The following is a 20,106-nucleotide window of genomic DNA, read 5'->3' as shown; positions in this document are numbered from 1 at the left end:
CGCAGACAACTCGTCGTACGGATGAGGGCGTCGGGCGTGTGGCATCATGGCCGCGTCGTCGCCCCGGAATCGAAACCCTTCGGACACCGTGGTGCCGAGACGGAGGGGGTTCGGTCCCTTTCCGTGCCGGCCGGTACGAGGGCGGCGGCGTGACCGGACGAGTACGGCCGCGCAGGGGTTCGGCGGAGGACTGAGGATGAAGTTACCTGGCTCTGCGTCATCGACGTCCGAGGACAGAAGGCTCCGGCGCCGCCTGAAGAAGGTGCGCCACACCTGCGAGGGACTCCTCGCGCAGTGGGGCATGGAGCACGGGTGCGGCATCGACGAACTCCACCGCCATCTGACCGAACAACGCAACCGGCCCATCCATTTGATATCCACGCCATTTCCCGAACGTCACCTGTTCGGCATATGGCTGAAAATGGATGACTTCGACGTCATCGTGTACGAAAAAGCCGCGTCGTCCTCGCACAAAGAACACATCATCGCGCACGAATTGGCGCACATCGCCTTCGACCACAACGGCTCCCTGCAACTGGCCGGCGGTGATTCCGGCCGGCTGATTCCCGACGTCGACCCCGCCGCCGTACGCGGCATGCTGATGCGTTCCCGCTACAGCGACGACGAGGAACAGGAAGCCGAGACCATGGCCTCGCTGATCCTCGCGCGCGCCGCGAAACGGTGGACCGAACCCGCCTGGGGCGTCCCCGCCGATGCCGCCGAGATCGTCGCCCGCATCGAGAGCGGACTCGGCAAGCCGGATCAGGGGTGCGTGTGATTTACGGGATCCTCGCCTGGATCTGCGCCGTCGTCGGCATCGCCGCCTTCGCGTACCGCCTTCCGGACCTGCTGCGCAGGAAGACCGACATCGCCCTGTGGGCGCTGTGCACCTACTTCCTCTGCTCCGGCATCAGTTTCCTGGTCGACCTCGACCTGCTGCGGCTGCACATCTCCGGATTCTTCGGACTGCCCAACATCACTTCGCTGATCACCCAGGTCGCCGTCGTCATCCTGACCGCGGCCCAGCAGGTCGTCCTCGTCTACTGGTCGTCGCCGCCCGCCGAGGCCCGCCGGATGGCGCGCAACCGGGTGCTGTTCTTCACCGCCGCCCTGTGCGTCCTCGTGCCCACCTCGCTCATCGTGGGCCCCGCCGCCAAGTCCGAGACGGCCACCTCCACGATCCTGCTCAGCATCCAGGACGGCCGGTACGCCCTGTACATGTCGTTCTACCTGCTGATCTGCGCCATCGGACAGTTCGAAACCGTCCGGCTGTCGCTGCGCTTCACCAGGATGGCCAACCGCCAGTGGCTCGCCGTCGGCATGCGCACCGTCACCGTCGGCGCGAGCATGATCCTCGTCTACTGCGTGACCCGCAGCATCCAGATCGCCGGCACCCGACTGGACTTCGACGGCGCCGCCCTCGACCCCATCCAGTGGACGAGCGGCAGCATCGGAGCCCTGCTCCAGATCATCGGCTGGACGATCCCCTCCTGGGGCATCCGCGTCACCCGAGCCCGCGGCTGGGTGCGTAGCTACCGCTCCTACCTGCGGCTGCGCCCGCTGTGGTGGGCCCTGTACGAGGCCTCCCCGGACATCGCCCTGGACCCGCCCCGCTCGCTGCCCCGCGACCTCATCCCGCCGCGCGACCCGCACTACAGCCTCTACCGGCGCGTCATCGAGATCCGCGACGGCCAGCTGATGCTCCGCACCTCCCTCTCGCTGGCGGACTTCGTCCGCGTCGCCCGCTCCCTGAACCTCCCCGAGGACCCCACCTCGCCCCTGGGCGAGGCGCTCCAGGTGCGCGCCGTGCTCAGCCGACCCGCGGAGCAGCGCGCCGAGCAGGCCGACGCGGCCGACATCCCCGTCCGCCCGCCCTACGAGGACTTCCGCCAGGAGGTGGAGTGGCTGACGGAGGTCGCCTCCTCCTTCGCCGGCCTCGGCCGCCGCCGCGAGGGTGCCATCGAGGCGGGCCTGCTGTCATGACCGCCCCGCCGCTTCCCGCTCCCGCCATCGGCACCGCCCGGCCCGAGGAGCCCGGCGCGCTGCTCGGCTGCGCCCTGCACGCGATCCGCCGGCTCGTCGCCCTGGACACCGAGCGGGGCGCCACCGCCGCCGTGCCCGCCGTACGCGAGGCCCTGCGGCGGTTCCCGCAGCTGTCGGCCACCCCCGCGAGCCTGCACGCCGAGGACGGCGACCTGCTGGCCGCGCTCGCCGAACTCGCCGAGGTCATCGGCTGGATCCTCTTCGACGCCGGCCTGAACACCCGTGCCCGGCGGATGAACGCCCGGGCCCTGGCCCTGGCGGAGCTGTGCGGCGACCGCTGGACGGCGCGGCTCGTGCTCCTCAACCACAGCATGCTCGAAGCCCACACCGGCCGGCCGCGGGCGGCCCTGGCGAGCGCGGCCCGGGTCGCCGGCCCCAAGCCGTTGCCCGCCCGGGTCGCCAGCCTCGTCCTGATCCGGCAGGCCCACGCCGTCGCGATGCTGGGCGCGCGCCGCGAACCCCTCGCGCTCCTCGGCCGGGCCCGCAGCCGCTTCCTCGACGGTGTCTCAGGGCGCGACCCGCACTGGGCCTGGTGGATCGACGAGAGCGAACTCCTCGGCCACCGCGGCTGGGTCCTCGCCCGGCTGCGCCACTGGGACCGGGCCATCCCGCTCCTGCACGCCGCGGCCACCGCCCCCGGCCCGTCCTACCGGCACCTGTTCACCGCCGAACTCCTCGCGGCCCTGGCGCGCGCCGGGGCCTGGAACGAGGCGGAGGACCTCGTCGCGGAGCTCGCGCCGCGCGCCGCCTGGATCGGCTCCGTACGGACCACCGGCACGCTCCGCCGCACCGCGCGGGACCTGCGCCGCAGCGCGCGGGCGCCGGGCCGCCTCAAGGACGCGGCCGTCCACCTGCTGGAGTCCCTGCCCGCCTGAGGGCGCACGGACCGGCCCCCGCACACCCCCCGTACCGCCACCCCTCCACGTAGACAGACAGGGATGACCACACACATGCGCCAGATCCGGATACCGCTGCCCGCCGCCGCCCTCTTCGCCGTGGGCGCGCTCCTCTTCGCCGTGGGAAGACCCGTGGCCGACGTGGCGTTCGAGACACGTGCCACCACCGCCGCCGCGGAGCAGCAGACCGCCTCCCAGGTGGGCAGCCCGTTCATCTCGACCCACCTGTACTTCGGCACCGGCCGCCACAACGGCAACCCCCCGATCACCGACGAGCAGTTCATGAAGTTCGTGAACGACGTGGTCACGCCCCGCTTCCCGTCCGGCCTGACCCTCCAGGAGGGCCGCGGCCAGTGGCGGGACAAGGAGGGCGACATCAACGCCGAACGCTCCTTCGAGCTGACCGTCCTCTACCCCGTGAACGAGGCGCAGCGCCGCAACATCGACATCGAGTACATCCGCCGCCTCTACTGCAAGATGTGGGAGCTGGAATCGGTCGGCCGCGCCGACGTCCGGGCGCAGGCCGACTTCTGACCCGGCCGGTGACCGCCCGCGGCAGGGCGGGCGGTCCCCAACCCCGCGCGCTGCGCCCCGACGCGCCGTCCCAGGGGCTCGGCTAGGGTGAATCGGAAGGAAACAGGCCCCCCGGGGTGAGGTCGGTGCGTTGGACACTTACCAGTCGACGAGCGAGATGCCCGATCAGCCGATGGCGGCGGTCGGATACGCCGGCGTACTTCGCGAGCTGCTCCCCATCGCCCTCTGGCGCGAGGACGCGGACGGCCGCATCGTGGAATGGTCCCTGGCCGCCCAGGACCTGCTCGGGCACCGCCCCGAGGACATCCTCGGCCGGCCCGGCTCCGCCGTGCTCGTCCCCGAGGCCAACCGCCGGCTCGCCGACGACCTGACCCGCCGCGTCCAGGCCGGGGAGACCGTCGTCGGCACGCTGCCCGTGCGCCACCGCGACGGGCACCGCGTGGCGATGGAGATGTGGATCGTGCCCGCCGCCGATCCGCAGGGCCGTACGGGAGCGCTCCTGATCGCCGTCGAAACCTCCGAGGTCCTGCACATGCGGGACTCCCTCGTCGCCCTCCAGAGCCTGTTCACCCAGTCCCCGATCGGCCTCGCCACCCTCGGCCCCGACCTGCGCTTCCTCCGGGTCAACGACGCCCTGGCCCGGATGAACGGCGTCCCCGCCGCCGACCACCTCGGAAGACGGCTCACCGAGGTGGTGCCCGGGGTCAACGCCGCCGCGCTGGAGGCGACCATGCGGCAGGTGCTGGAGCGCGGCAGCGCCGTCGTCGACGTCCGCCGCACCGGACGCACCCCCGCCGACCCCGAGCACGACCGCACCTGGTCCTGTTCGTACGCCCCGCTGCTCGACGGGAGCGGCCGCCGCCTCGGGCTCATCGCCTCCCTCATCGACATCACCGAGGGCCAGCGGGCCCAACTCGAGGCCGAGCGGGCCCGCACCCGGTTCGCGCTGCTCGCCGAGGCCGGCACCCGCATCGGCACCACCCTCGACCTGCGCCAGACCGCCCGGGAGATCGTGGACCTGCTGGTGCCGCAGCTCGCGGACTCGGCCGACGTACAGATCCTGGAGGCGGTCCTCGACCCGGACGAGTCGGCGGCCTCCACCCGCGGCGTGCTCCGCCGGCTCGCCGCGACCTTCCCCGACCCGACGGCGCCGACCGCGAAGCTCGCCCCCGGCCAGACCTTCCGGGTCCCGGCCGGAACGGTCTACGAACGGGTCGTCACCGAGGGCGTCCCCCTGGCCCTGTTCGCCTCCGACATCCCCGCGCTGATCACCGACCCCCGCGCGCAGGACCTGCGCGACTACCTCGCCACCCTCGGCTCGGCGCGCATGGTGCCGCTGGTCGCCCGCGGCACCGTGCTCGGGGCCGTGGCCGTGACCCGGGTGCGCGAGCGCGAGCCGTTCGACGAGCAGGACGGCATCCTGATCGACGAGCTCGTCGCGCGCGCCGCCCTGAACATCGACAACGCCCGGATGTACACGACCCAGCGCCAGGCCGCCCGCACCCTGCGGCGCAGCCTCACCAACAGCGCCCTCCCCGAGGTCCCCGGCCTCGAACTGACCGGCCGCTACCTGCCCGCCAGTGACCACGACGTCGGCGGCGACTGGTTCGACGTCATCCAACTGCCCCGGGGCCGCACCGGCCTCGTCATCGGCGACGTCATGGGCCACGGCATCCACGCGGCGGCCGTCATGGGCCAACTCCGCACGGCGGTACGGACCCTCGCCCGCGAGGACGTACCGCCCGCCCGGCTGCTGCGCTCCCTCGACGCGGTCGTCGCCGACCTCGGCGAGGACGAGATGGCCACCTGCGTCTACGCCGTCCACGACCCGGCGACCGGCGGCTGCGTCATCGCCCGCGCCGGGCATCCGCCGCCTGCCTTGGCCGCCGCCGACGGGACGGTCACCTTCCTCGACGGGCCCGCCGAAACCCCGCTCGGTACCGGCGGGCAGGACTTCCGCACCGAGGAGGTGCCGCTCCCGCCCGGCAGCCTGCTCGTCCTGTACACGGACGGCCTCATCGAGGCCCGCGACCGGGACCTCGACGAGGGCATGGAACGCCTCGGCCGGGCGCTGCGGCAGGCCGCGCAGCCCCTGGAGGAGCTGTGCGAGGGGATCCTGACCCAGTTGCTGCCCACCGCCCCCCAGGACGACGTGGCGGTCCTCCTGGCCCGCACCAGGGCCCGCTGACGGACCACCGCTGGGGGCCTGCTGAGGGTTCCGCCTCCCGCGGCGGGGCGCCGCCCGTCACCAGGCGAGGTCCTCCAGCGCTTCGAGGTCCGGGGCGGGCCCCGCCATCGGCTCGGGGCCGCCGGTCAGCGACAGCTCCGCCCAGATGACCTTCCCGCGGTCCGTGTAGCGGGTGCCCCACCGTTCGGCGTACTGGGCCACCAGGAACAGGCCGCGGCCGCCCTCGTCGGTGGTCGCCGCGTACCGCAGGTGGGGGGAGGTGCTGCTGCCGTCGGAGACCTCGCAGATCAGGGTCCGGTCGTACAGCAACCGGACCCGCACGGGCGCCGACCCGTACCGGATGGCGTTGGTGATCAGCTCGCTGAGGACGAGTTCCGCGGTGAAGGAGATCTCCTCCAACCCCCACGCGGCGAGCTGGGCGGCGCCGGCGCCCCGCACCCGGGAGACGGCCGACGGATCGCCGGGCACCTCCCACTCCGCGATCCGGTCGGGCTCCAGCCGCCGGGTGTCGGCGATCAGCAGGGCGATGTCGTCGTCGGGCGACGGGAACAGCAGCGCGGCCAGTACGTCCGCGCAGGCCTGGTCGGGGCTGCGGCCGGGCTGTGACAGGGTCTCGCGCAGCAGCGCGAGACCGGAGTCGAAGTCCCGGTCGCGGTCCTCCAGCAGGCCGTCGGTGAACAGCACGAGGCGGCTCCCCTCGGGCAGCCGCAGACCCGTCGCCTCGAACGGCATGCCGCCCACCCCGAGGGGGAGTCCGGGCGGCAGCTCGGGGAACTCCACCCGCCCGTCGGCGTGCACCAGGGCGGGCCCGGGGTGACCGGCGCTGGCGATCGTGCAGACCCCGGAGGCCGGGTCGTACACCGCGTACAGGCAGGTGGCGCCGGTGATCCCGGCGGGCTCCTCCCCGGCCTCCGGGTCCTCCCCGGGTACGGCGGACCCCGCACGGCCGCCCGTCCAGGCGGGCGCGTCGCCGCCCCGGGCGGACGTACCGGCTGCCGGGCCCTCGCTCGGCGCGCCGCGCTCCAACTGGTCGATCCGGTCGATCAGCTCGTCCAGGTGTCCCAGCAACTCGTCGGGCGGGATGTCGAGGGTGGAGAAGTTGTGCACGGCCGTACGCAGCCGGCCCATCGTGGCCGCCGCGTGCACCCCGTGCCCCACCACGTCGCCCACCACCAGCGCCACCCGCGCCCCGGGCAGCGGGATCACGTCGAACCAGTCGCCGCCCACCCCCGCCTTCGCGGGCAGGTACCGGAAGGCGACGTCGACCGCGCTCACGTCGGGCAGCACCCGGGGCAGCAGACTGCGCTGGAGGGTCACGGCCGTCGCGTGCTCACGGGTGAAGCGGCGCGCGTTGTCGATGGACACCGCGGCCCGCGCCCCCAGCTCCTCGGCGAAGGACAGGTCCTCCTCGTCGAAGGCCTCCGGGGTGTCCGCGGCTCGCCAGAAGTTCGCCATGCCCAACACCACGCCCCGCGCCTGGAGGGGTACGGAGATCAGCGAATGCAGCCCGTAGTCCAGGGCCACCCGGGTACCGGCGGCGTCCTGGGCCCGCCAGCCCATCGCGGCGTTCAGGTCGGGCGCGAGCACCGCCTGCCCGGCATCCAGGGCCGCGGCCATCGGGGCGGTGGGCACCGCGAACCGGATCACGTCGCCGACGGGCTGGAGCGGCTGGTCGGTGCGCACCCCGGACATCGCCGACCGGCGCATCTCGGTGTGCGCGCCCGCGGCCGGTGAGGGTTCCTCGCCGCGCAGCACCGGCTCCAGCAGCTCGACGGTGACGAAGTCCGCGAAGCGCGGCACGGCCACCTCCGAGAGTTCCTCGGCGGTGCGCACCACGTCCAGGGTGGTACCGATCCGCACCCCGGCGTCGTAGAGCATCTGGAGCCGCTCCCGGGCCACCTCGGCGCGCCCGGCGAGCGCCGCGAGCTCGGTGGAGTCGCGCAGGGTCATGACGCTGCCCGAGGGCCGCCCGGAGAAGGTCTCGGTGGGGCGCACGTTCACCGCGAGGAGCCGGTCGCCCGCCCGGTGCACCTCGTCGGTGACGACCCGGCCCGAGGTCAGCAACTCGGCGGTGCGCGCGTCCAGGCCCAGCTCCTCCACGTGCCGCTGCTCGGCGTCGGCCGGCAGGTCCAGGAGCCGGCGGGCCTCGTCGTTGGCGAGGACCAGCCGGTGGTCGGTGTCGATGATCAGCACGCCCTCGCGCACGGCGTGCAGCACCGCCTCGTGGTGCTCGTTCATCCGGGCCATCTCGGCGGCGCCCAGGCCCCGGGTCTGACGCCGCAGGCGGCGGCTGACCAGGGCGGCGCCGCCGGTCCCCAGCAGCAGGGCGCCCGCGGCCGCGCCGAGCAGCAGCGGCAGCTGCCCCTCGACCACGTCCGCGACGTTCTCGATCTCGACGCCGGTGGAGACCAGGCCGACGACGTTGCCGCGCTCGTCCCGGACGGGCACCACCGCGCGGACCGCGTCACTGGGCTTGCCCTGGAACAGTTCGGTGAACGAGCGTCCGGCCGCGGCGCGGGCCAGGTCGCCGGCGGCCCGCTTGCCGATCAGCTCGGGCCGGGAGTCGGTGTAGCGGACGCCGTCGGTGCTCAGCACGGCGACGAAGTCCACCCCCGAGCCCTTGCGGGCGCCCTCGGCCAGCGCCTGGAGGCCGGCGGTCGGGTCCGGTCCGCGCAGGGCGGCCGGCAGGCCGGGGGCGTGGGCGAAGGCCTCTGCGGCGGCCAGCGAGCGGTTCCGGGCGTTTTGCCGGCTGTCGTAGCGGGCCTGGAAGACCAGGGCCAGCGCGGCGGCGGTGATCAATACCGCGACGATCACCGCCTGGAGCGCGAAGACCTGACCGGCGACGGTGCCCGGGGCCAGGGAGAGGCGCGCGAGCAGGCTTGCCGGCCGCGCTTCCCCGTGTCGACCCGAACGTCCGGTCATGAGCCCTTTCTAACACTGTCGCCGCGTCCCGGTGCGCCGGCCGCCGCCGCACGGTACGCGCGCGGGCTGACGCCGACCCGGGCGCCGAAGTGCTGACGGAAGGTGACCTCGCTGGCGAACCCGGACCGCCGGGCCACTTCCGGCACGGGGTGGTCGGTGCGTTCCAGCAGTTTGCGGGCCTCGTCCAGCCGCCGGCCGAGGAGCCACCGGTGCGGGGTGATGCCGGTCGCGGCGGTGAAGTGCCGGGCGAAGGAACGCGGCGACATCCCGGCCCAGCGGGCCAGCGTGGCCACGTCCAACGGCTCGTGCAGTCGGCGCAGGGCCTGCTCCCGCACCGCGGCGAGGGCCTCGGTGATCCGGTCCGCCGCCGGCACGGGCCGGTCCAGGTACTGGGCGTGGTCGCCGGTGCGGAAGGGGCCGGTCACCATCGAGCGGGCGATGGCCGCCGCGGCCTCCGCCCCGTGGGCCTCGCGCACCAGGTGCAGGCACAGGTCGATGCCCGAGGCCACCCCGGCGGAGGTCCACAGCCCGTCGTCCTCCACGTACAGCGGGGCGTCCTCGACCAGCACCCCCGGGTAGCGCGCCGCGAGCCGCGGGGCGAGCCACCAGTGGGTCACCGCCCGCTTGCCCTCCAACAGCCCAGCCTCGGCCAGCACGAAGGCCCCGGCGCACAGGGCGGCCACCGGCACGCCCCGGGCGTGCGCGGCGCGCAACGCGGCGAGGATCGGTTCGGGCGTCGGATCGTCCGGCTCGGCCAGGGCGGGCACGACCACGAGGTCGGCGGCGCTGAGCCAGTCGAGTCCGCGGTCGGGCATCAGGGTGAGCCCGCCGGGCAGGGCGATCGGGCCGCCGTCCCGCGCGCACCGGCGCAGCTCGAAGGAAGGCACCCCGGCCCGGCTGCGGTCGGGTCCCCACACCTCGGTGATGACGGCGAGGTCGAAGCTCCGGATACCGGGCTGGGCGACGATCGCTACGCGCTCCATGGGGCCACTGTGCCAGACCCCGTACGCGGCGTCCTGCCAGGCCGGCAGGATCCCATCCATCGTCGTCCCGGCCACCCCTGGGACGGGCGCGCCGCCGGGGACACGATGGAGCCATGACCGACACCGCGCACACCACGCCCCGACCGGCCGCCACCACCACCGGGGCCGCCGCCCCGCAGCTCGCCGCCGACAGCGCCCTGATCGTCATCGACGTCCAGAAGGCCTTCGACGACGCCTCCTTCTGGGGGCGGCGCAACAACCCGGCCGCCGAGGACAACATCGCCGCCCTGATGGACGCCTGGCAGGAGTCGGGGCGCCCGGTGGTCCTGGTCCGGCACAACTCGGTGCAGCCCGGATCCGTGCTGGCCGAGGACCGGCCCGGCTACGCCTTCAAGGACCTGGTCGAGGAGCGCCGCCACGAGGCGCTGCTGATCACCAAGACCGTCAACTCGGCCTTCTACGGCACCCCCGACCTGTCCCGGTGGCTCACCGAGCGGGGCATCCGCCAGGTGGTCGTCGCCGGGATCCAGACCAACATGTGCGTCGAGACCACGGCCCGGATGGCGGGCAACCTCGGCTACCGGGTCCTCGTACCGCTGGACGCCACCCACACCTTCGACCTCGCCGGCCCCGACGGGCTGTCCCTGACCGCCGACGAACTGGCGACCGCCACCGCCGTGAACCTCCACGGCGGCGGCTTCGCCCGGGTCGTGACCACCGCTCAGTTGCTGTCGGCGGCCCGCGCCCGGGTCACCGCGTAGCAGGCGAGCCGCCCGTCCGCCCCGACGGGACCCGCCGCCCCCGGGGGACGGCGAAGGCCCGGACCCCCGTCGTCGCGGGGTTCCGGGCCTTCGGCCGTACGGGCCGGGTCGTGCGTCAGAGCACGTCGGCGGCGATGGTCTGCGCGACCCGCTCCAGCAGGGGGCCGGCGTTCGGGATGGACTTCGCCGGGTCCGGCTCCAGGTCGGTCAGCGGGTAGGCCTTGCGGATGCCCGCCGCCTCCAGCGCCGCCTGGTCCAGCAGCAGCCGTCCGCAGACCGCCACGACCGGCTTGCCCGCCGCGCGCGCCGCGGCCGCGACACCCGCCGGGGCCTTGCCGTGCAGGGTCTGCTCGTCGAGCGAACCCTCACCCGTGATGACCAGCGTGGCCCGCTCCAGCGCCGGGGCGAAGCCCAGCACCTCCAGCATCAGCTCGATGCCGGGACGGAACGTCGCCCCGAGGAGCAGCGCCCCGTAGCCGATGCCGCCGGCGCCGCCCGCGCCCGGCAGCACCGCGCACTCGGCGGCCTTCGAGCCGATCGACTTCTCCAGCACCACCGCGAAGTGCGCCAGCGCCGCGTCGAGCGTCGCCACGTCCTCGGGCGAGGCGCCCTTCTGCGGGCCGTAGACCGCGGGCGCGCCCTTGGGGCCCGTGAGCGGGTTGTCCACGTCGCTCGCCAGGACGAACTCGACCTCGGCGAAGCGGGGATCGATCCCGGACAGGTCGGCCGAGGCCAGCGCGGCCAGCGCGCCGCCGCCCGGACCGACCTGTTCGCCGTTCGCGTCCAGGAACACCGCGCCCAGCGCCGCGAGCATGCCCGCGCCGCCGTCGGTGGTGGCGCTGCCGCCCACGCCGAAGACGATCGAGCGGGCGCCCGCGTCCAGGGCGGCCTTCAGCAGCTCGCCGGAACCGTACGTGGTCGCCGTCAGCGCGGCGAAGGTGCCCGCCGGCAGCAGCTGGAGGCCGGAGGCCTCCGCCATCTCGACCACGGCGGTGCCGTCGCGCAGCGCGAAAGCGGCCGTGACCTGGTCGCCGAGCGGTCCGGTGACCCGTACCTCCCGGCGTTCGAAACCGGCCGCCACGGCGGCCGCGACCGTACCGTCGCCGCCGTCCGCGACGGGGAGGGTCTCGATCTCCACGTCCGGTACGGCCCTGCGAAGGCCGGCCGTCACCCGCTCCGCGACCTGAACGGCCGTGAGCGAGCCCTTGAATTTGTCCGCGGCGATGAGCACGCGCGCGGTCTCAGTTACTGCTCCGTCCGTCACCTTGCTAATCCCTTGCTATCGAACAGTGCAGTCGCGCCCCCATGAGCCTATCCGGAGGATCCTCCTATGCCCATGGGTGGCCTACGCCACAGGCGGCGCGCCATACGGCTAAATACGGATATACGTCTGCATAGTGTGGCCGCATGAGCACGGATTCACTGGAACAGCCACGTCCGGATACTCCAGGTGGGGGGTCCGGCGACCCTGTGGACGGCACGCCCGACCACGGCGTCGTCACCATCGGCGTGATCGCCGTGCTGGCCGTCGTCGCGTGGGCCGCCCTCGGGAAGGACTCCTTCGACTCCGCCTCGGGCACCGCCCTCACCTGGGTGCTGAACAACTTCGCCTGGCTGTTCGTGATCGCCGCCGACGTGTTCCTCGTGATGTGCGTCGCCCTCGCGGCCGGCCGCTTCGGGCGGATCCGGCTCGGCGCCGACGACTCCGAACCGGAGTTCACGAACCTCGCGTGGATCGCCATGATGTTCAGCGCCGGCATGGGCATCGGCCTCATGTTCTACGGCGTCGGCGAGCCGCTCACCCACTACCTGAACCCGCCACCGGCCTCCGGCGCGGCCCCCGGCACCGGCGGCGCCGCCCTCGCGGCCATGGAGTACTCCTTCTTCCACTGGACGCTCACCCCCTGGGCCATCTACGGCATCGCCGGGCTCGCCCTCGCCTACGCGACCTTCCGCAAGGGCCGCGGCAACCGCCTCAGCTCCGCCTTCGTCCCGCTGATGGGCGAGGAGCGGGCCAACGGGCCGGCCGGCAAGGCCATCGACCTGCTCGCGGTCTTCGCCACCGTCTTCGGCACCGCGACCAGCCTGGGCCTCGGCGCCCTCCAGGTGTCCAAGGGCCTCAACATCACCACCGGCGTCGAGGACTCCACCACGGTCGAGCTGATCATCATCGGTTCGCTGTCCGCCGCGTTCGTGCTCTCCGCCTTCTCCGGCCTGCACAAGGGCGTCAAGTGGCTGAGCACCATCAACCTCGTGCTCGCCGCGACCCTGATGCTCTTCGTCTTCGTGCTCGGCCCCACCGTCTACGTCCTGGACGTGATCCCCGCCGGCGTCGGCGGCTACCTGGACGAGCTGCTGCCCATGGCCAGCCGCACCGGGGCCTTCACCGACAGCGCCTGGCTCGGCGCCTGGACCATCTTCTACTGGGCGTGGTGGCTGTCCTGGGCGCCCTTCGTCGGCACCTTCATCGCCCGCATCTCCCGCGGCCGCACCATCCGGGAGTTCCTCGTCGGCGTCCTGCTCGTCCCCAGCGGCGCCACCGTGGTCTGGTTCTGCGTCATGGGCGGCACCGCCATCCGCCTCCAGTCCACCGGCGCCGCCGACCTCGCGTCCAAGATCAAGGAGGGCACCGAGGCCTCGCTGTTCGCGATGCTCGACGCGCTGCCGCTGGGCACCGTCACCTCCTGGGTCGCGATGGTCCTGGTCATGACGTACTTCGTCACCAGCGCCGACTCCGCGTCCCTGGTCATGGGTTCCCTCACCAGCCGGGGCTCGCTGAACCCGCCGACCTGGCTCGTCGTCACCTGGGGCGTGCTGATGGCCGCCGTGGCCGCCGTCCTGCTCGTCGCGGGCGGTCTGAAGTCCCTGCAGACCGCGACCATCCTGGTCGCCCTGCCCTTCGTCATCGTCATGCTGCTGCTGTGCTGGGCCCTGGTGAGGGAACTGCGGGAGGACCCCGGCGCCGGCCCCGCCCGCCACCACGCCCTGCACGGCCTGCGCGACGCCGTGAAGGCCATGGTCGGCGACGCCATCACCGAGCAGGGCACGGCCCGCCACCCCCGGCTGCGGCGCGTCGCCGAGTCCCGGGGACGGGACCGGGAGGACGGCGGTGACCCGCAGGGGTGAGCCCGCGGGGCCGCCCTGCGGACGGCCGGCGCCGGCTGGGTAGGGTGGCGCCGTGACCACCACCGACGACTACGCCACCTACATCGCGAGCCTGCCCCGGGTGCTGGCCGGCGCGGCCGCCCTGTTCCGCGACGCCGCGGGCCGGGTGCTCCTCGTGGAACCCAACTACCGTGCGGGCTGGGCCCTGCCCGGCGGCACCATCGAATCCGACCTGGGCGAATCCCCGCGGACGGCGGCCCGGCGCGAGAGCGCCGAGGAGATCGGCATCGACGTCCCGCTCGGCCGGCTCCTCGCCGTCGATTGGTCGCTGGGCACCGGCCGCCCGCCGCTGGCCGCCTACCTCTACGACGGCGGCGTGCTCGACGACGCGCAACTCGCCTCGATCAGGCTCCAGGAGGAGGAACTCCTCTCCTGGCGGCTGGTCGAACCGGGCGAACTCACCACGTACCTCCCCGGATCCCTCGGCCTGCGGACCGAAGAGGCCTACCGCGCACTGGAATCAGGCGAGGGCACCGTGGAACTGGAGAACGGCCGCCGCCCCACCCCGTAGCGGATTCGCGGGGCAGGCGGGTACCCGCAGCGGACACGAGCAGGACAGAATCAGCAGATGATCACGATGTACGCCTGGCCGAGCACGGCCGACGGGCCCGACGCCCTCCCCATGGTCCACTTCACCACCGACCAACAGGCCGGTGACGAGGTCACCGAAGACGGCTCGCCCGTCTGGCTGTTCGACAACGCGATACGCGAGGGCGGCTGGTCGCCCTTCGAGGACTTCGAGGGCTGGTCCGCGCCCGCCGAGGGCTGGCAGGCCTTCTACCGCCGCGAGGACGACCTCCTCGCCGTCACCGGACCCGCCTCCTGCGAAGGCTGGTACCAGGGCCGCCTCGGCGCCGACCCCGCCTGGGTGGACGCGGCCTCCGCCCAGCAGAGCGTCGTCCTCCTCGCCGCCCCCGTCCAGCACCCGGACCTCTACGCCTACGCGGTGGAAGCCGGCGCCGGCTTCGCCCTCCTCGTCCCCCTCTCGGTGATCTGAGCCACCGCTCCCGCGATCCGGGCTACTTCCCCGCCCCCTCGAACTCCAGCAGCCGCACCTTGCGCTCGATGCCGCCGCCGTAGCCCGTCATGCCGCCCGAGGCACCGATCACGCGGTGGCAGGGCACGATGATGCCGACCGGGTTCTTCCCGTTGGCCAGGCCCACCGCGCGCGAGGCGCCCGGCCTGCCCAGTTCCGTCGCGAGCCGCCCGTACGACCACGTCTGCCCGTACGGGATCCGCACCAGCTGCTCCCAGACGCTGCGCTGGAAGGCGGTGCCCTCCAGCCGGACCGGGACGGTGAACTCCCGGAGCTCGCCGGCGAAGTACGCGGCCAACTGCCGGCGCACCTCGGGGAACGGCTCCTCGCCGTCCGCGACCCGCTCGCCGAAGGACTCCTCGACGGGCCGGTGGCGCTGGCCGGTCATGTACAGGCCACTCAGGACGCCGTCGGTGGCGACCAGGGTCAGCGGGCCGTACGGGCTGTCCACGACGGTGTGCTGCTTGTTGCTCATGGGTGCGCTCCTCAGACGGGCAGGTGGTTGATGGGGTGGGCGTCGGTGGCCCACAGGTACTGGACGGCGTAGGCGCGCCAGGGGCGCCACAGGGCCGCCCGGGCCGTCAGCGCGGCCGGGGTCGACGGCAGCCCGAGCCCCTGGGCGGCCCGCCGCACCCCCAGGTCGGACGGCAGGAAGGCGTCCGGGTCGCCGAGCGCCCGCATCGCGACGATCTCGGTGGTCCACGGCCCGAACCCGGGCAGGGCGTTCAGCCCGGCGCGGGCCGCTTCCCAGTCGCTGTCGATGCCCAGCGGCAGCGAACCCTCCGCCAGAGCCGCCACCAGCGTGGTCAGCGTCGTACGGCGGCTGCGCGGCATCGACAGCGTCTCGGGGTCGAGGGCCGCCAAGGCCTGCGGGGACGGGAACAGGTGCGTGAGGCCGCCCCGGGGGTCCTGGACGGGCTCCCCGTACGCGGTCACCAGCCGGGCCGCGTGCGTCCGCGCGGCGGCGGTCGAGACCTGCTGGCCCAGCACGGCCCGCACGGCGAACTCCGCCGCGTCGACCGTGCGCGGCACCCGACGCCCCGGAGCCTTGTCCACCAGCGGGGCCAGCAGCGGATCGGCGCGCAGCTGCTCGTCCACCGCCTCCGGATCGGCGTCCAGGTCGAGCATCCACCGGCAGCGGCTGATCGCGATGGTCAGGTCCCGCAGGTCGGTCAGGGCCAGCCGGCAGCCGATGTGCTCCGGCCCGGGCGTCAGGGCCACCACACCGGTGCCGTACGGGAGCCGCAGCGTCCGCCGGTAGGCACCGTCGCGCCACTCCTCGACCCCGGGGACACCGGTCGCCGCCAGGTGCCCGAAGAGGTTGTCCGGGTTCAGCGGGGCCCGGAACGGCAGCCGCAGGCTGATCGTCCCCGGGATCCGCGGCTGCGCCTCGGGCCGTCCGGCCGCCCGCACCGCCCGGGTCCGCAGGTCGCTGGGGGAGAGCGCGAAGACCTCGCGGACGGTGTCGTTGAACGCGCGGATCGAGGAGAACCCCGCGGCGAACGCGACGTCGCCCATCGGCAGCTCGGAGGTCTCGATCAGCAGCCGGGCCGTCTGCGCCCGCTGCGCCCGGGCCAGGGCCAGCGGCCCGGCCCCGAGCTCGGCGAGGAGCTGGCGCTCGACCTGCCGGGTCGAGTAGCCGAGCCGGGTGGCGAGACCGGGCACGCCCTCGCGGTCGACGACCCCGTCCTGGATCAGCCGGACGGCGCGGGCGACGGAGTCGGCGCGGGCGTTCCACTCGGGGGAGCCGGGGCTGGTGTCGGGCCGGCAGCGCTTGCAGGCCCGGTAGCCCGCCTGTTGGCAGGCCGCCGCGCTGGGCAGGAAGCTCATGTTCTCGACCTTGGGCGGCACGGCCGGACAGCTCGGCCGGCAGTAGATCCCCGTGGTGCGGACGGCCGTGAAGAACCAGCCGTCGAAGCGGGCGTCCTTCGACTGCACGGCTCTCACGCAGCGATCGGTATCGGTGTGCATGACTCCATGATTTCCACCCCGGACCCTCCGGGCTGGCGGTTTTCCGACATCAAGGCTACGCCGGACGGTCCCGCGCAGGGCTCGCGGAGGAAGGCCGGGGCACTCCGGGACATGACGAAGGCCCCGGGTGCCTGGGGCACCCGGGGCCTTCGTCATGTCGTACCAGCGGCAGCGCTACGGCAGCTGAGCCGCCCGCGCCTCGCGCCGGTTGTGCCGGAAGGTGTTGGCCCTCCGGGTCGTGGCGAACAGCGGGATGGTGGCCGCCAGGGCGATCTGGAGGGCGCATCCGGCCTGGAGCAGGATCTGGCCGCCCGGGGCGTCGAACGCCCAGGCCGCCAGCAGCCCCATGGCCCCGACGATCCAGCTGAGCATCGCGGCCGCGAGGACGCCCCGCGGCTTGGGGTACTCGACCCGGCTCACCATCAGCCAGGCCACCCCGATGATCGCCAGCAGCGTCGGGATGAAGGGCAGCTCCAGCAGCACGATCGAGACGACCGTGAGCGCGCCGAAGGGGCTCGGCATGCCCTGGAACATGCCGTCCTTCAGCGTCACGCAGCTGAACCTCGCGAGTCTGAGCACCACGGCGAGCAGGACGACGATCGCGGCCAGCGCCGACATCTTCTGGTGCGCGTCGTCGGCGACCATGCCGTAGACGAGCACGAAGTAGGCGGGAGCCAGACCGAAGCTGATCAGGTCGGACAGGTTGTCCAGCTCGGCGCCCATCGGCGAGCTGCGGAGCTTGCGGGCCACGATGCCGTCGAAGAGGTCGAAGACCGCGGCCAGCAGCATCAGTATCACCGCCGTCGCGGCGCTGTGCCGGGCCATGCCCGACTCACCGCTGCCGGTGAGGTGCGGAATGAGGATTCCGGTGGTGGTGAAGTACACCGCCATGAATCCGCAGGTCGCGTTGCCGAGGGTGAGGGTGTCCGCTATCGACAGCCGCAACGAGAGCGGCATGTCGTCCTCGGCGGACTCCTCCTCGGCGGACTCGGGCACCCATCCACCCGACGGGTTCGAGGGAGTTTCGGGGTCAGTCACGGTCAATTCGGGTCACCCCCGCGGTGGTGGCCTGACCGACCTCGACCGCGACCTCGACGCCCTCGGGGAGGTAGATGTCGACGCGCGAGCCGAAGCGGATCAGTCCGATGCGTTCGCCCTGCTCCACCTTGGTGCCGGCCGGCAGGTACGGGACGATGCGCCGGGCGACGGCGCCGGCGATCTGCACCATTTCGATGTCGCCCAGTTCGGTGTCGAAGTGCCAGACAACGCGCTCGTTGTTCTCGCTCTCCTTGTTGAACGCCGGGACGAACCCGCCCGGGACGTGCTCCACGGACGTCACCGTGCCCGCCAGGGGAGCGCGGTTGACGTGGACGTTCAGCGGGCTCATGAAGATCGCGACGCGGGTCCGCCCGTCCTTCCACGGCATGATGCTCTGCACCACACCGTCGGCGGGCGAGATGACGCGGCCCTGCGTGATCTCACGCTCGGGGTCGCGGAAGAACCACAGCATGCCCGCCGCGAGCGCGGTGGCGGGCACGGCCGCCGCGGCCCAGCGTCCGGACTTGCGGGCCCGGGTGAGGCTGAGCGCCGCGGTGGCGACGGTCGGCAGAAGCCACGGCGATGCTCCGCGAGCGATACGTCCGCCGAGGAGGCCGACGCGAGGTGCAGAGGTTTGGCTGTGGGGCATGGATGACCTTCGTAGCGGGTGATTGCCGCGCCGTAAACGGGGGGACGGGACGGCGGCTTTACTGGAATGCTATCGGTTGCGCGCAACAACTGGGCAAGCCAGAAGCCGAGTCGATGGCCGCCATCCAGTCACTGGCTGTGATCCCGTTGCGGAGGATCGCCGGGCGATCCACCGCAAATGGGACTTTCAGCCCTGGAGCCGGTACTCCTCGAGCAGGCGTCGCCCGATGATCATTTTCTGGATCTCGGCGGTACCTTCGCCGATCAGCAGCATCGGAGCCTCCCGGTAGAGACGCTCGATCTCGTACTCCTTCGAGAAGCCGTATCCACCGTGGATACGGAACGCGTCTTCCACGACTTCCTTGCAGTATTCGGAGGCGAGGTACTTCGCCATCCCTGCTTCGAGGTCGTTTCGTTCCCCGGAGTCCTTTTTGCGTGCCGCATTGACCATCATCGCATGGGCGGCTTCGACCTTGGTAGCCATCTCGGCCAGCTTGAACTGGATGGCCTGGTGCTCAGCGATGGCCTTGCCGAAAGTGTGACGTTGCTGGGCATACGAGACACCCAATTCGAAGGCACGTTGTGCGACGCCACAACCACGCGCCGCCACGTTCACCCGGCCGACCTCGACGCCGTCCATCATTTGGTAAAACCCTCGGCCCGTCTGCCCGCCGAGGACCCGATTGGCCGGAATGCGCAGTCCGTCCATGATGAGCTCGGTCGTGTCGACGCCCTTGTAGCCCATCTTGTCGATCTTGCCCGGGATGGTCAGGCCCGGACGGACCTCACCGAAGCCGGGCTCCTTCTCGACGAGGAAGGTCGTCATCGACTTGTGGGGCGCGGTGCCCTCGGGGTGTCCTTCGTCACTTCGCACCAGAACGGCCACCAGAGTGGACGTGCCGCCGTTCGTCAGCCACATCTTCTGGCCGTTCAGGACGTACTCGTCGCCGTCGCGCACCGCCTTGGAGGTGATGGCCGACACGTCGGAGCCCAGGCCCGGCTCGGACATCGAGAACGCGCCCCGCACCTCGCCCAGCGCCATCCGCGGGAGGAAGTGGTCCTTCTGCTCCTGCGTACCGTGCTGCTTGAGCATGTACGCCACGATGAAGTGGGTGTTGATGATGCCCGAGACGGACATCCAGCCGCGCGCTATCTCCTCCACGCACAGCGCGTAGGTGAGCAACGACTCACCCAGGCCGCCGTACTCCTCGGGGATCATCAGCCCGAAGAGGCCGAGCTCCTTGAGGCCGTCGACGATCTGCTGCGGGTACTCGTCGCGGTGCTCCAGCTCGGTCGCGACCGGGATGATCTCCTTGTCGACGAACTCCCGGACGGTCTTGAGGATCTCCCGCTGGACGTCCGTGAGCCCGGCGGTCTGGGCGAGTCGGGCCATGGCTACTTCCCCTGTTCCTTCAGCGTGGGCCGGCCGGGCTGCTCGCCGCCGCGCTCCTTGATGTACGTCTCGGTCGGGACCATCACCTTGCGCCGGAAGACGCAGACGAGGGTGCCGTCCTGCTTGTAACCCTTGGTCTCCACGTACACGATGCCGCGGTCGTCCTTCGACTTCGACGGCGTCTTGTCGAGGACCGTGGTCTCGCCGTAGAGCGTGTCGCCGTGGAAGGTCGGCGCCACGTGCCGCAGGGACTCGATCTCCAGGTTGGCGATGGCCTTCCCGGAGACGTCCGGCACGGACATGCCCAGCAGCAGCGAGTAGATGTAGTTGCCCACGACCACGTTCTTGCCGAAGTCCGTGGTGTTCTCGGCGTAGTTGCTGTCCATGTGGAGCGGGTGGTGGTTCATGGTCAGCAGACAGAACAGGTGGTCGTCGTACTCGGTGACCGTCTTTCCGGGCCAGTGCTTGTAGACCGCCCCGACCTCGAACTCTTCGTACGTGCGTCCGAACTGCATGGGAGTCAGGGCC

General features: G+C 72.5%; 18 protein-coding genes. 9 read left to right on the top strand and 9 right to left on the bottom strand.

The features are described from left to right. Positions 1-196: 196 nt before the first annotated feature. The 5 genes from ACZ4XJ_RS05625 (at position 197) to ACZ4XJ_RS05605 (ending at position 5,661) form a co-directional block, all read left to right on the top strand. Positions 197-778: a BTB/POZ domain-containing protein gene (locus ACZ4XJ_RS05625; RefSeq protein ID WP_362882196.1), complete on the top strand. Its 582-nt coding sequence runs from the start codon at positions 197-199 to the stop codon at positions 776-778. Then, the gene (locus ACZ4XJ_RS05620) at positions 769-1,983 is read left to right on the top strand and encodes an MAB_1171c family putative transporter (RefSeq protein ID WP_468495402.1); all 1,215 of its coding nucleotides are present in this window, start codon (positions 769-771) and stop codon (positions 1,981-1,983) included. The genes ACZ4XJ_RS05625 and ACZ4XJ_RS05620 overlap by 10 nt, the downstream gene beginning before the upstream one ends. Beyond that, positions 1,980-2,918, top strand: coding sequence for a DNA-binding protein (locus ACZ4XJ_RS05615; protein ID WP_362882199.1), 939 nt, complete (start codon positions 1,980-1,982; stop codon positions 2,916-2,918). Before ACZ4XJ_RS05620 ends, ACZ4XJ_RS05615 begins: the two co-directional genes overlap by 4 nt. 63 nt (positions 2,919-2,981) lie before the next feature. Then, the gene (locus ACZ4XJ_RS05610; RefSeq protein WP_362882201.1) at positions 2,982-3,473 is read left to right on the top strand and encodes a DUF3574 domain-containing protein; all 492 of its coding nucleotides are present in this window, start codon (positions 2,982-2,984) and stop codon (positions 3,471-3,473) included. Positions 3,474-3,603: 130 nt separating this feature from the next. Further along, complete coding sequence (locus tag ACZ4XJ_RS05605) at positions 3,604-5,661, top strand: SpoIIE family protein phosphatase (protein ID WP_468495401.1); 2,058 nt, start codon at positions 3,604-3,606, stop codon at positions 5,659-5,661. A 57-nt stretch (positions 5,662-5,718) separates the two neighbouring features. Here ACZ4XJ_RS05605 and ACZ4XJ_RS05600 read toward each other — a convergent pair whose 3' ends face one another. Together ACZ4XJ_RS05600 and ACZ4XJ_RS05595 are read right to left on the bottom strand one after the other, a co-directional pair. After that, the gene (locus tag ACZ4XJ_RS05600; protein ID WP_362882205.1) at positions 5,719-8,583 is read right to left on the bottom strand and encodes a SpoIIE family protein phosphatase; all 2,865 of its coding nucleotides are present in this window, start codon (positions 8,581-8,583) and stop codon (positions 5,719-5,721) included. Then, positions 8,580-9,566, bottom strand: coding sequence for a GlxA family transcriptional regulator (locus ACZ4XJ_RS05595; protein ID WP_362882207.1), 987 nt, complete (start codon positions 9,564-9,566; stop codon positions 8,580-8,582). The genes ACZ4XJ_RS05600 and ACZ4XJ_RS05595 overlap by 4 nt, the downstream gene beginning before the upstream one ends. 113 nt (positions 9,567-9,679) lie before the next feature. Between ACZ4XJ_RS05595 and ACZ4XJ_RS05590 the strand changes: the two genes are divergently transcribed. Then, positions 9,680-10,327: a cysteine hydrolase family protein gene (locus ACZ4XJ_RS05590; RefSeq protein WP_468495400.1), complete on the top strand. Its 648-nt coding sequence runs from the start codon at positions 9,680-9,682 to the stop codon at positions 10,325-10,327. Between the two features lie 115 nt (positions 10,328-10,442). On the opposite strand, the gene ACZ4XJ_RS05585 is transcribed toward ACZ4XJ_RS05590, so the two are convergent. After that, positions 10,443-11,591 (bottom strand): glycerate kinase, encoded by a 1,149-nt coding sequence (locus ACZ4XJ_RS05585; RefSeq protein ID WP_362882209.1) that lies wholly within the window; start codon positions 11,589-11,591, stop codon positions 10,443-10,445. A 143-nt stretch (positions 11,592-11,734) separates the two neighbouring features. On the opposite strand from ACZ4XJ_RS05585, the gene ACZ4XJ_RS05580 reads away from it, so the two are divergent. Genes ACZ4XJ_RS05580 through ACZ4XJ_RS05570 form a run of 3 tightly spaced genes read left to right on the top strand, consistent with a single transcriptional unit; the run spans position 11,735 to position 14,489 of the window. Continuing rightward, positions 11,735-13,453: a BCCT family transporter gene (locus ACZ4XJ_RS05580; RefSeq protein ID WP_468495399.1), complete on the top strand. Its 1,719-nt coding sequence runs from the start codon at positions 11,735-11,737 to the stop codon at positions 13,451-13,453. A 52-nt stretch (positions 13,454-13,505) separates the two neighbouring features. Continuing rightward, positions 13,506-14,003 carry an NUDIX hydrolase gene (locus ACZ4XJ_RS05575; protein WP_362882212.1) on the top strand — a complete coding sequence of 166 codons (498 nt, stop codon included), beginning with the start codon at positions 13,506-13,508 and terminating at the stop codon, positions 14,001-14,003. 57 nt (positions 14,004-14,060) lie between these two features. After that, the gene (locus ACZ4XJ_RS05570) at positions 14,061-14,489 is read left to right on the top strand and encodes a hypothetical protein (protein WP_281206374.1); all 429 of its coding nucleotides are present in this window, start codon (positions 14,061-14,063) and stop codon (positions 14,487-14,489) included. A 22-nt stretch (positions 14,490-14,511) separates the two neighbouring features. Here ACZ4XJ_RS05570 and ACZ4XJ_RS05565 read toward each other — a convergent pair whose 3' ends face one another. From ACZ4XJ_RS05565 to ACZ4XJ_RS05540, 6 genes are all read right to left on the bottom strand, one after another. Continuing rightward, positions 14,512-15,003 (bottom strand): methylated-DNA--[protein]-cysteine S-methyltransferase, encoded by a 492-nt coding sequence (locus ACZ4XJ_RS05565; protein WP_468495398.1) that lies wholly within the window; start codon positions 15,001-15,003, stop codon positions 14,512-14,514. An 11-nt stretch (positions 15,004-15,014) separates the two neighbouring features. After that, positions 15,015-16,499, bottom strand: a complete 1,485-nt coding sequence (locus ACZ4XJ_RS05560; protein ID WP_468495397.1) for an AlkA N-terminal domain-containing protein — start codon at positions 16,497-16,499, stop codon at positions 15,015-15,017. 174 nt (positions 16,500-16,673) lie between these two features. Further along, positions 16,674-17,456, bottom strand: coding sequence for a CDP-diacylglycerol--serine O-phosphatidyltransferase (gene pssA, locus ACZ4XJ_RS05555; protein ID WP_384001646.1), 783 nt, complete (start codon positions 17,454-17,456; stop codon positions 16,674-16,676). 73 nt (positions 17,457-17,529) lie between these two features. After that, positions 17,530-18,186 carry a phosphatidylserine decarboxylase gene (locus ACZ4XJ_RS05550; RefSeq protein ID WP_356881049.1) on the bottom strand — a complete coding sequence of 219 codons (657 nt, stop codon included), beginning with the start codon at positions 18,184-18,186 and terminating at the stop codon, positions 17,530-17,532. Between the two features lie 186 nt (positions 18,187-18,372). Beyond that, positions 18,373-19,578, bottom strand: a complete 1,206-nt coding sequence (locus ACZ4XJ_RS05545) for an acyl-CoA dehydrogenase family protein (protein ID WP_362882220.1) — start codon at positions 19,576-19,578, stop codon at positions 18,373-18,375. A 2-nt stretch (positions 19,579-19,580) separates the two neighbouring features. After that, entirely contained in the window at positions 19,581-20,093 is a 513-nt protein-coding gene (locus tag ACZ4XJ_RS05540; protein ID WP_073909130.1) for a MaoC family dehydratase, read from the bottom strand. Between the last annotated feature and the right edge of the window lie 13 nt (positions 20,094-20,106).

This window comes from Streptomyces sp. NPDC029836 (assembly GCF_055574495.1).
The sequence above is the reverse complement of the archived record's forward strand: the minus strand, read 5'-3'. Positions and strand labels throughout refer to the sequence as shown.

Excerpts from the sequence above, each read along its gene's own strand:
- ACZ4XJ_RS05610 (WP_362882201.1), top strand. The coding sequence starts at position 2,982 with ATGACCACACACATGCGCCAGATCCGGATACCGCTGCCCGCCGCCGCC.
- ACZ4XJ_RS05595 (WP_362882207.1), bottom strand. The coding sequence starts at position 9,566 with ATGGAGCGCGTAGCGATCGTCGCCCAGCCCGGTATCCGGAGCTTCGAC.
- ACZ4XJ_RS05570 (WP_281206374.1), top strand. The coding sequence starts at position 14,061 with ATGATCACGATGTACGCCTGGCCGAGCACGGCCGACGGGCCCGACGCC.
- ACZ4XJ_RS05625 (WP_362882196.1), top strand. The coding sequence starts at position 197 with ATGAAGTTACCTGGCTCTGCGTCATCGACGTCCGAGGACAGAAGGCTC.
- ACZ4XJ_RS05590 (WP_468495400.1), top strand. The coding sequence starts at position 9,680 with ATGACCGACACCGCGCACACCACGCCCCGACCGGCCGCCACCACCACC.
- ACZ4XJ_RS05560 (WP_468495397.1), bottom strand. The coding sequence starts at position 16,499 with ATGCACACCGATACCGATCGCTGCGTGAGAGCCGTGCAGTCGAAGGAC.
- ACZ4XJ_RS05545 (WP_362882220.1), bottom strand. The coding sequence starts at position 19,578 with ATGGCCCGACTCGCCCAGACCGCCGGGCTCACGGACGTCCAGCGGGAG.
- ACZ4XJ_RS05565 (WP_468495398.1), bottom strand. The coding sequence starts at position 15,003 with ATGAGCAACAAGCAGCACACCGTCGTGGACAGCCCGTACGGCCCGCTG.
- pssA (WP_384001646.1), bottom strand. The coding sequence starts at position 17,456 with ATGCCGCTCTCGTTGCGGCTGTCGATAGCGGACACCCTCACCCTCGGC.
- ACZ4XJ_RS05580 (WP_468495399.1), top strand. The coding sequence starts at position 11,735 with ATGAGCACGGATTCACTGGAACAGCCACGTCCGGATACTCCAGGTGGG.
- ACZ4XJ_RS05600 (WP_362882205.1), bottom strand. The coding sequence starts at position 8,583 with ATGACCGGACGTTCGGGTCGACACGGGGAAGCGCGGCCGGCAAGCCTG.
- ACZ4XJ_RS05550 (WP_356881049.1), bottom strand. The coding sequence starts at position 18,186 with ATGCCCCACAGCCAAACCTCTGCACCTCGCGTCGGCCTCCTCGGCGGA.
- ACZ4XJ_RS05615 (WP_362882199.1), top strand. The coding sequence starts at position 1,980 with ATGACCGCCCCGCCGCTTCCCGCTCCCGCCATCGGCACCGCCCGGCCC.
- ACZ4XJ_RS05540 (WP_073909130.1), bottom strand. The coding sequence starts at position 20,093 with ATGCAGTTCGGACGCACGTACGAAGAGTTCGAGGTCGGGGCGGTCTAC.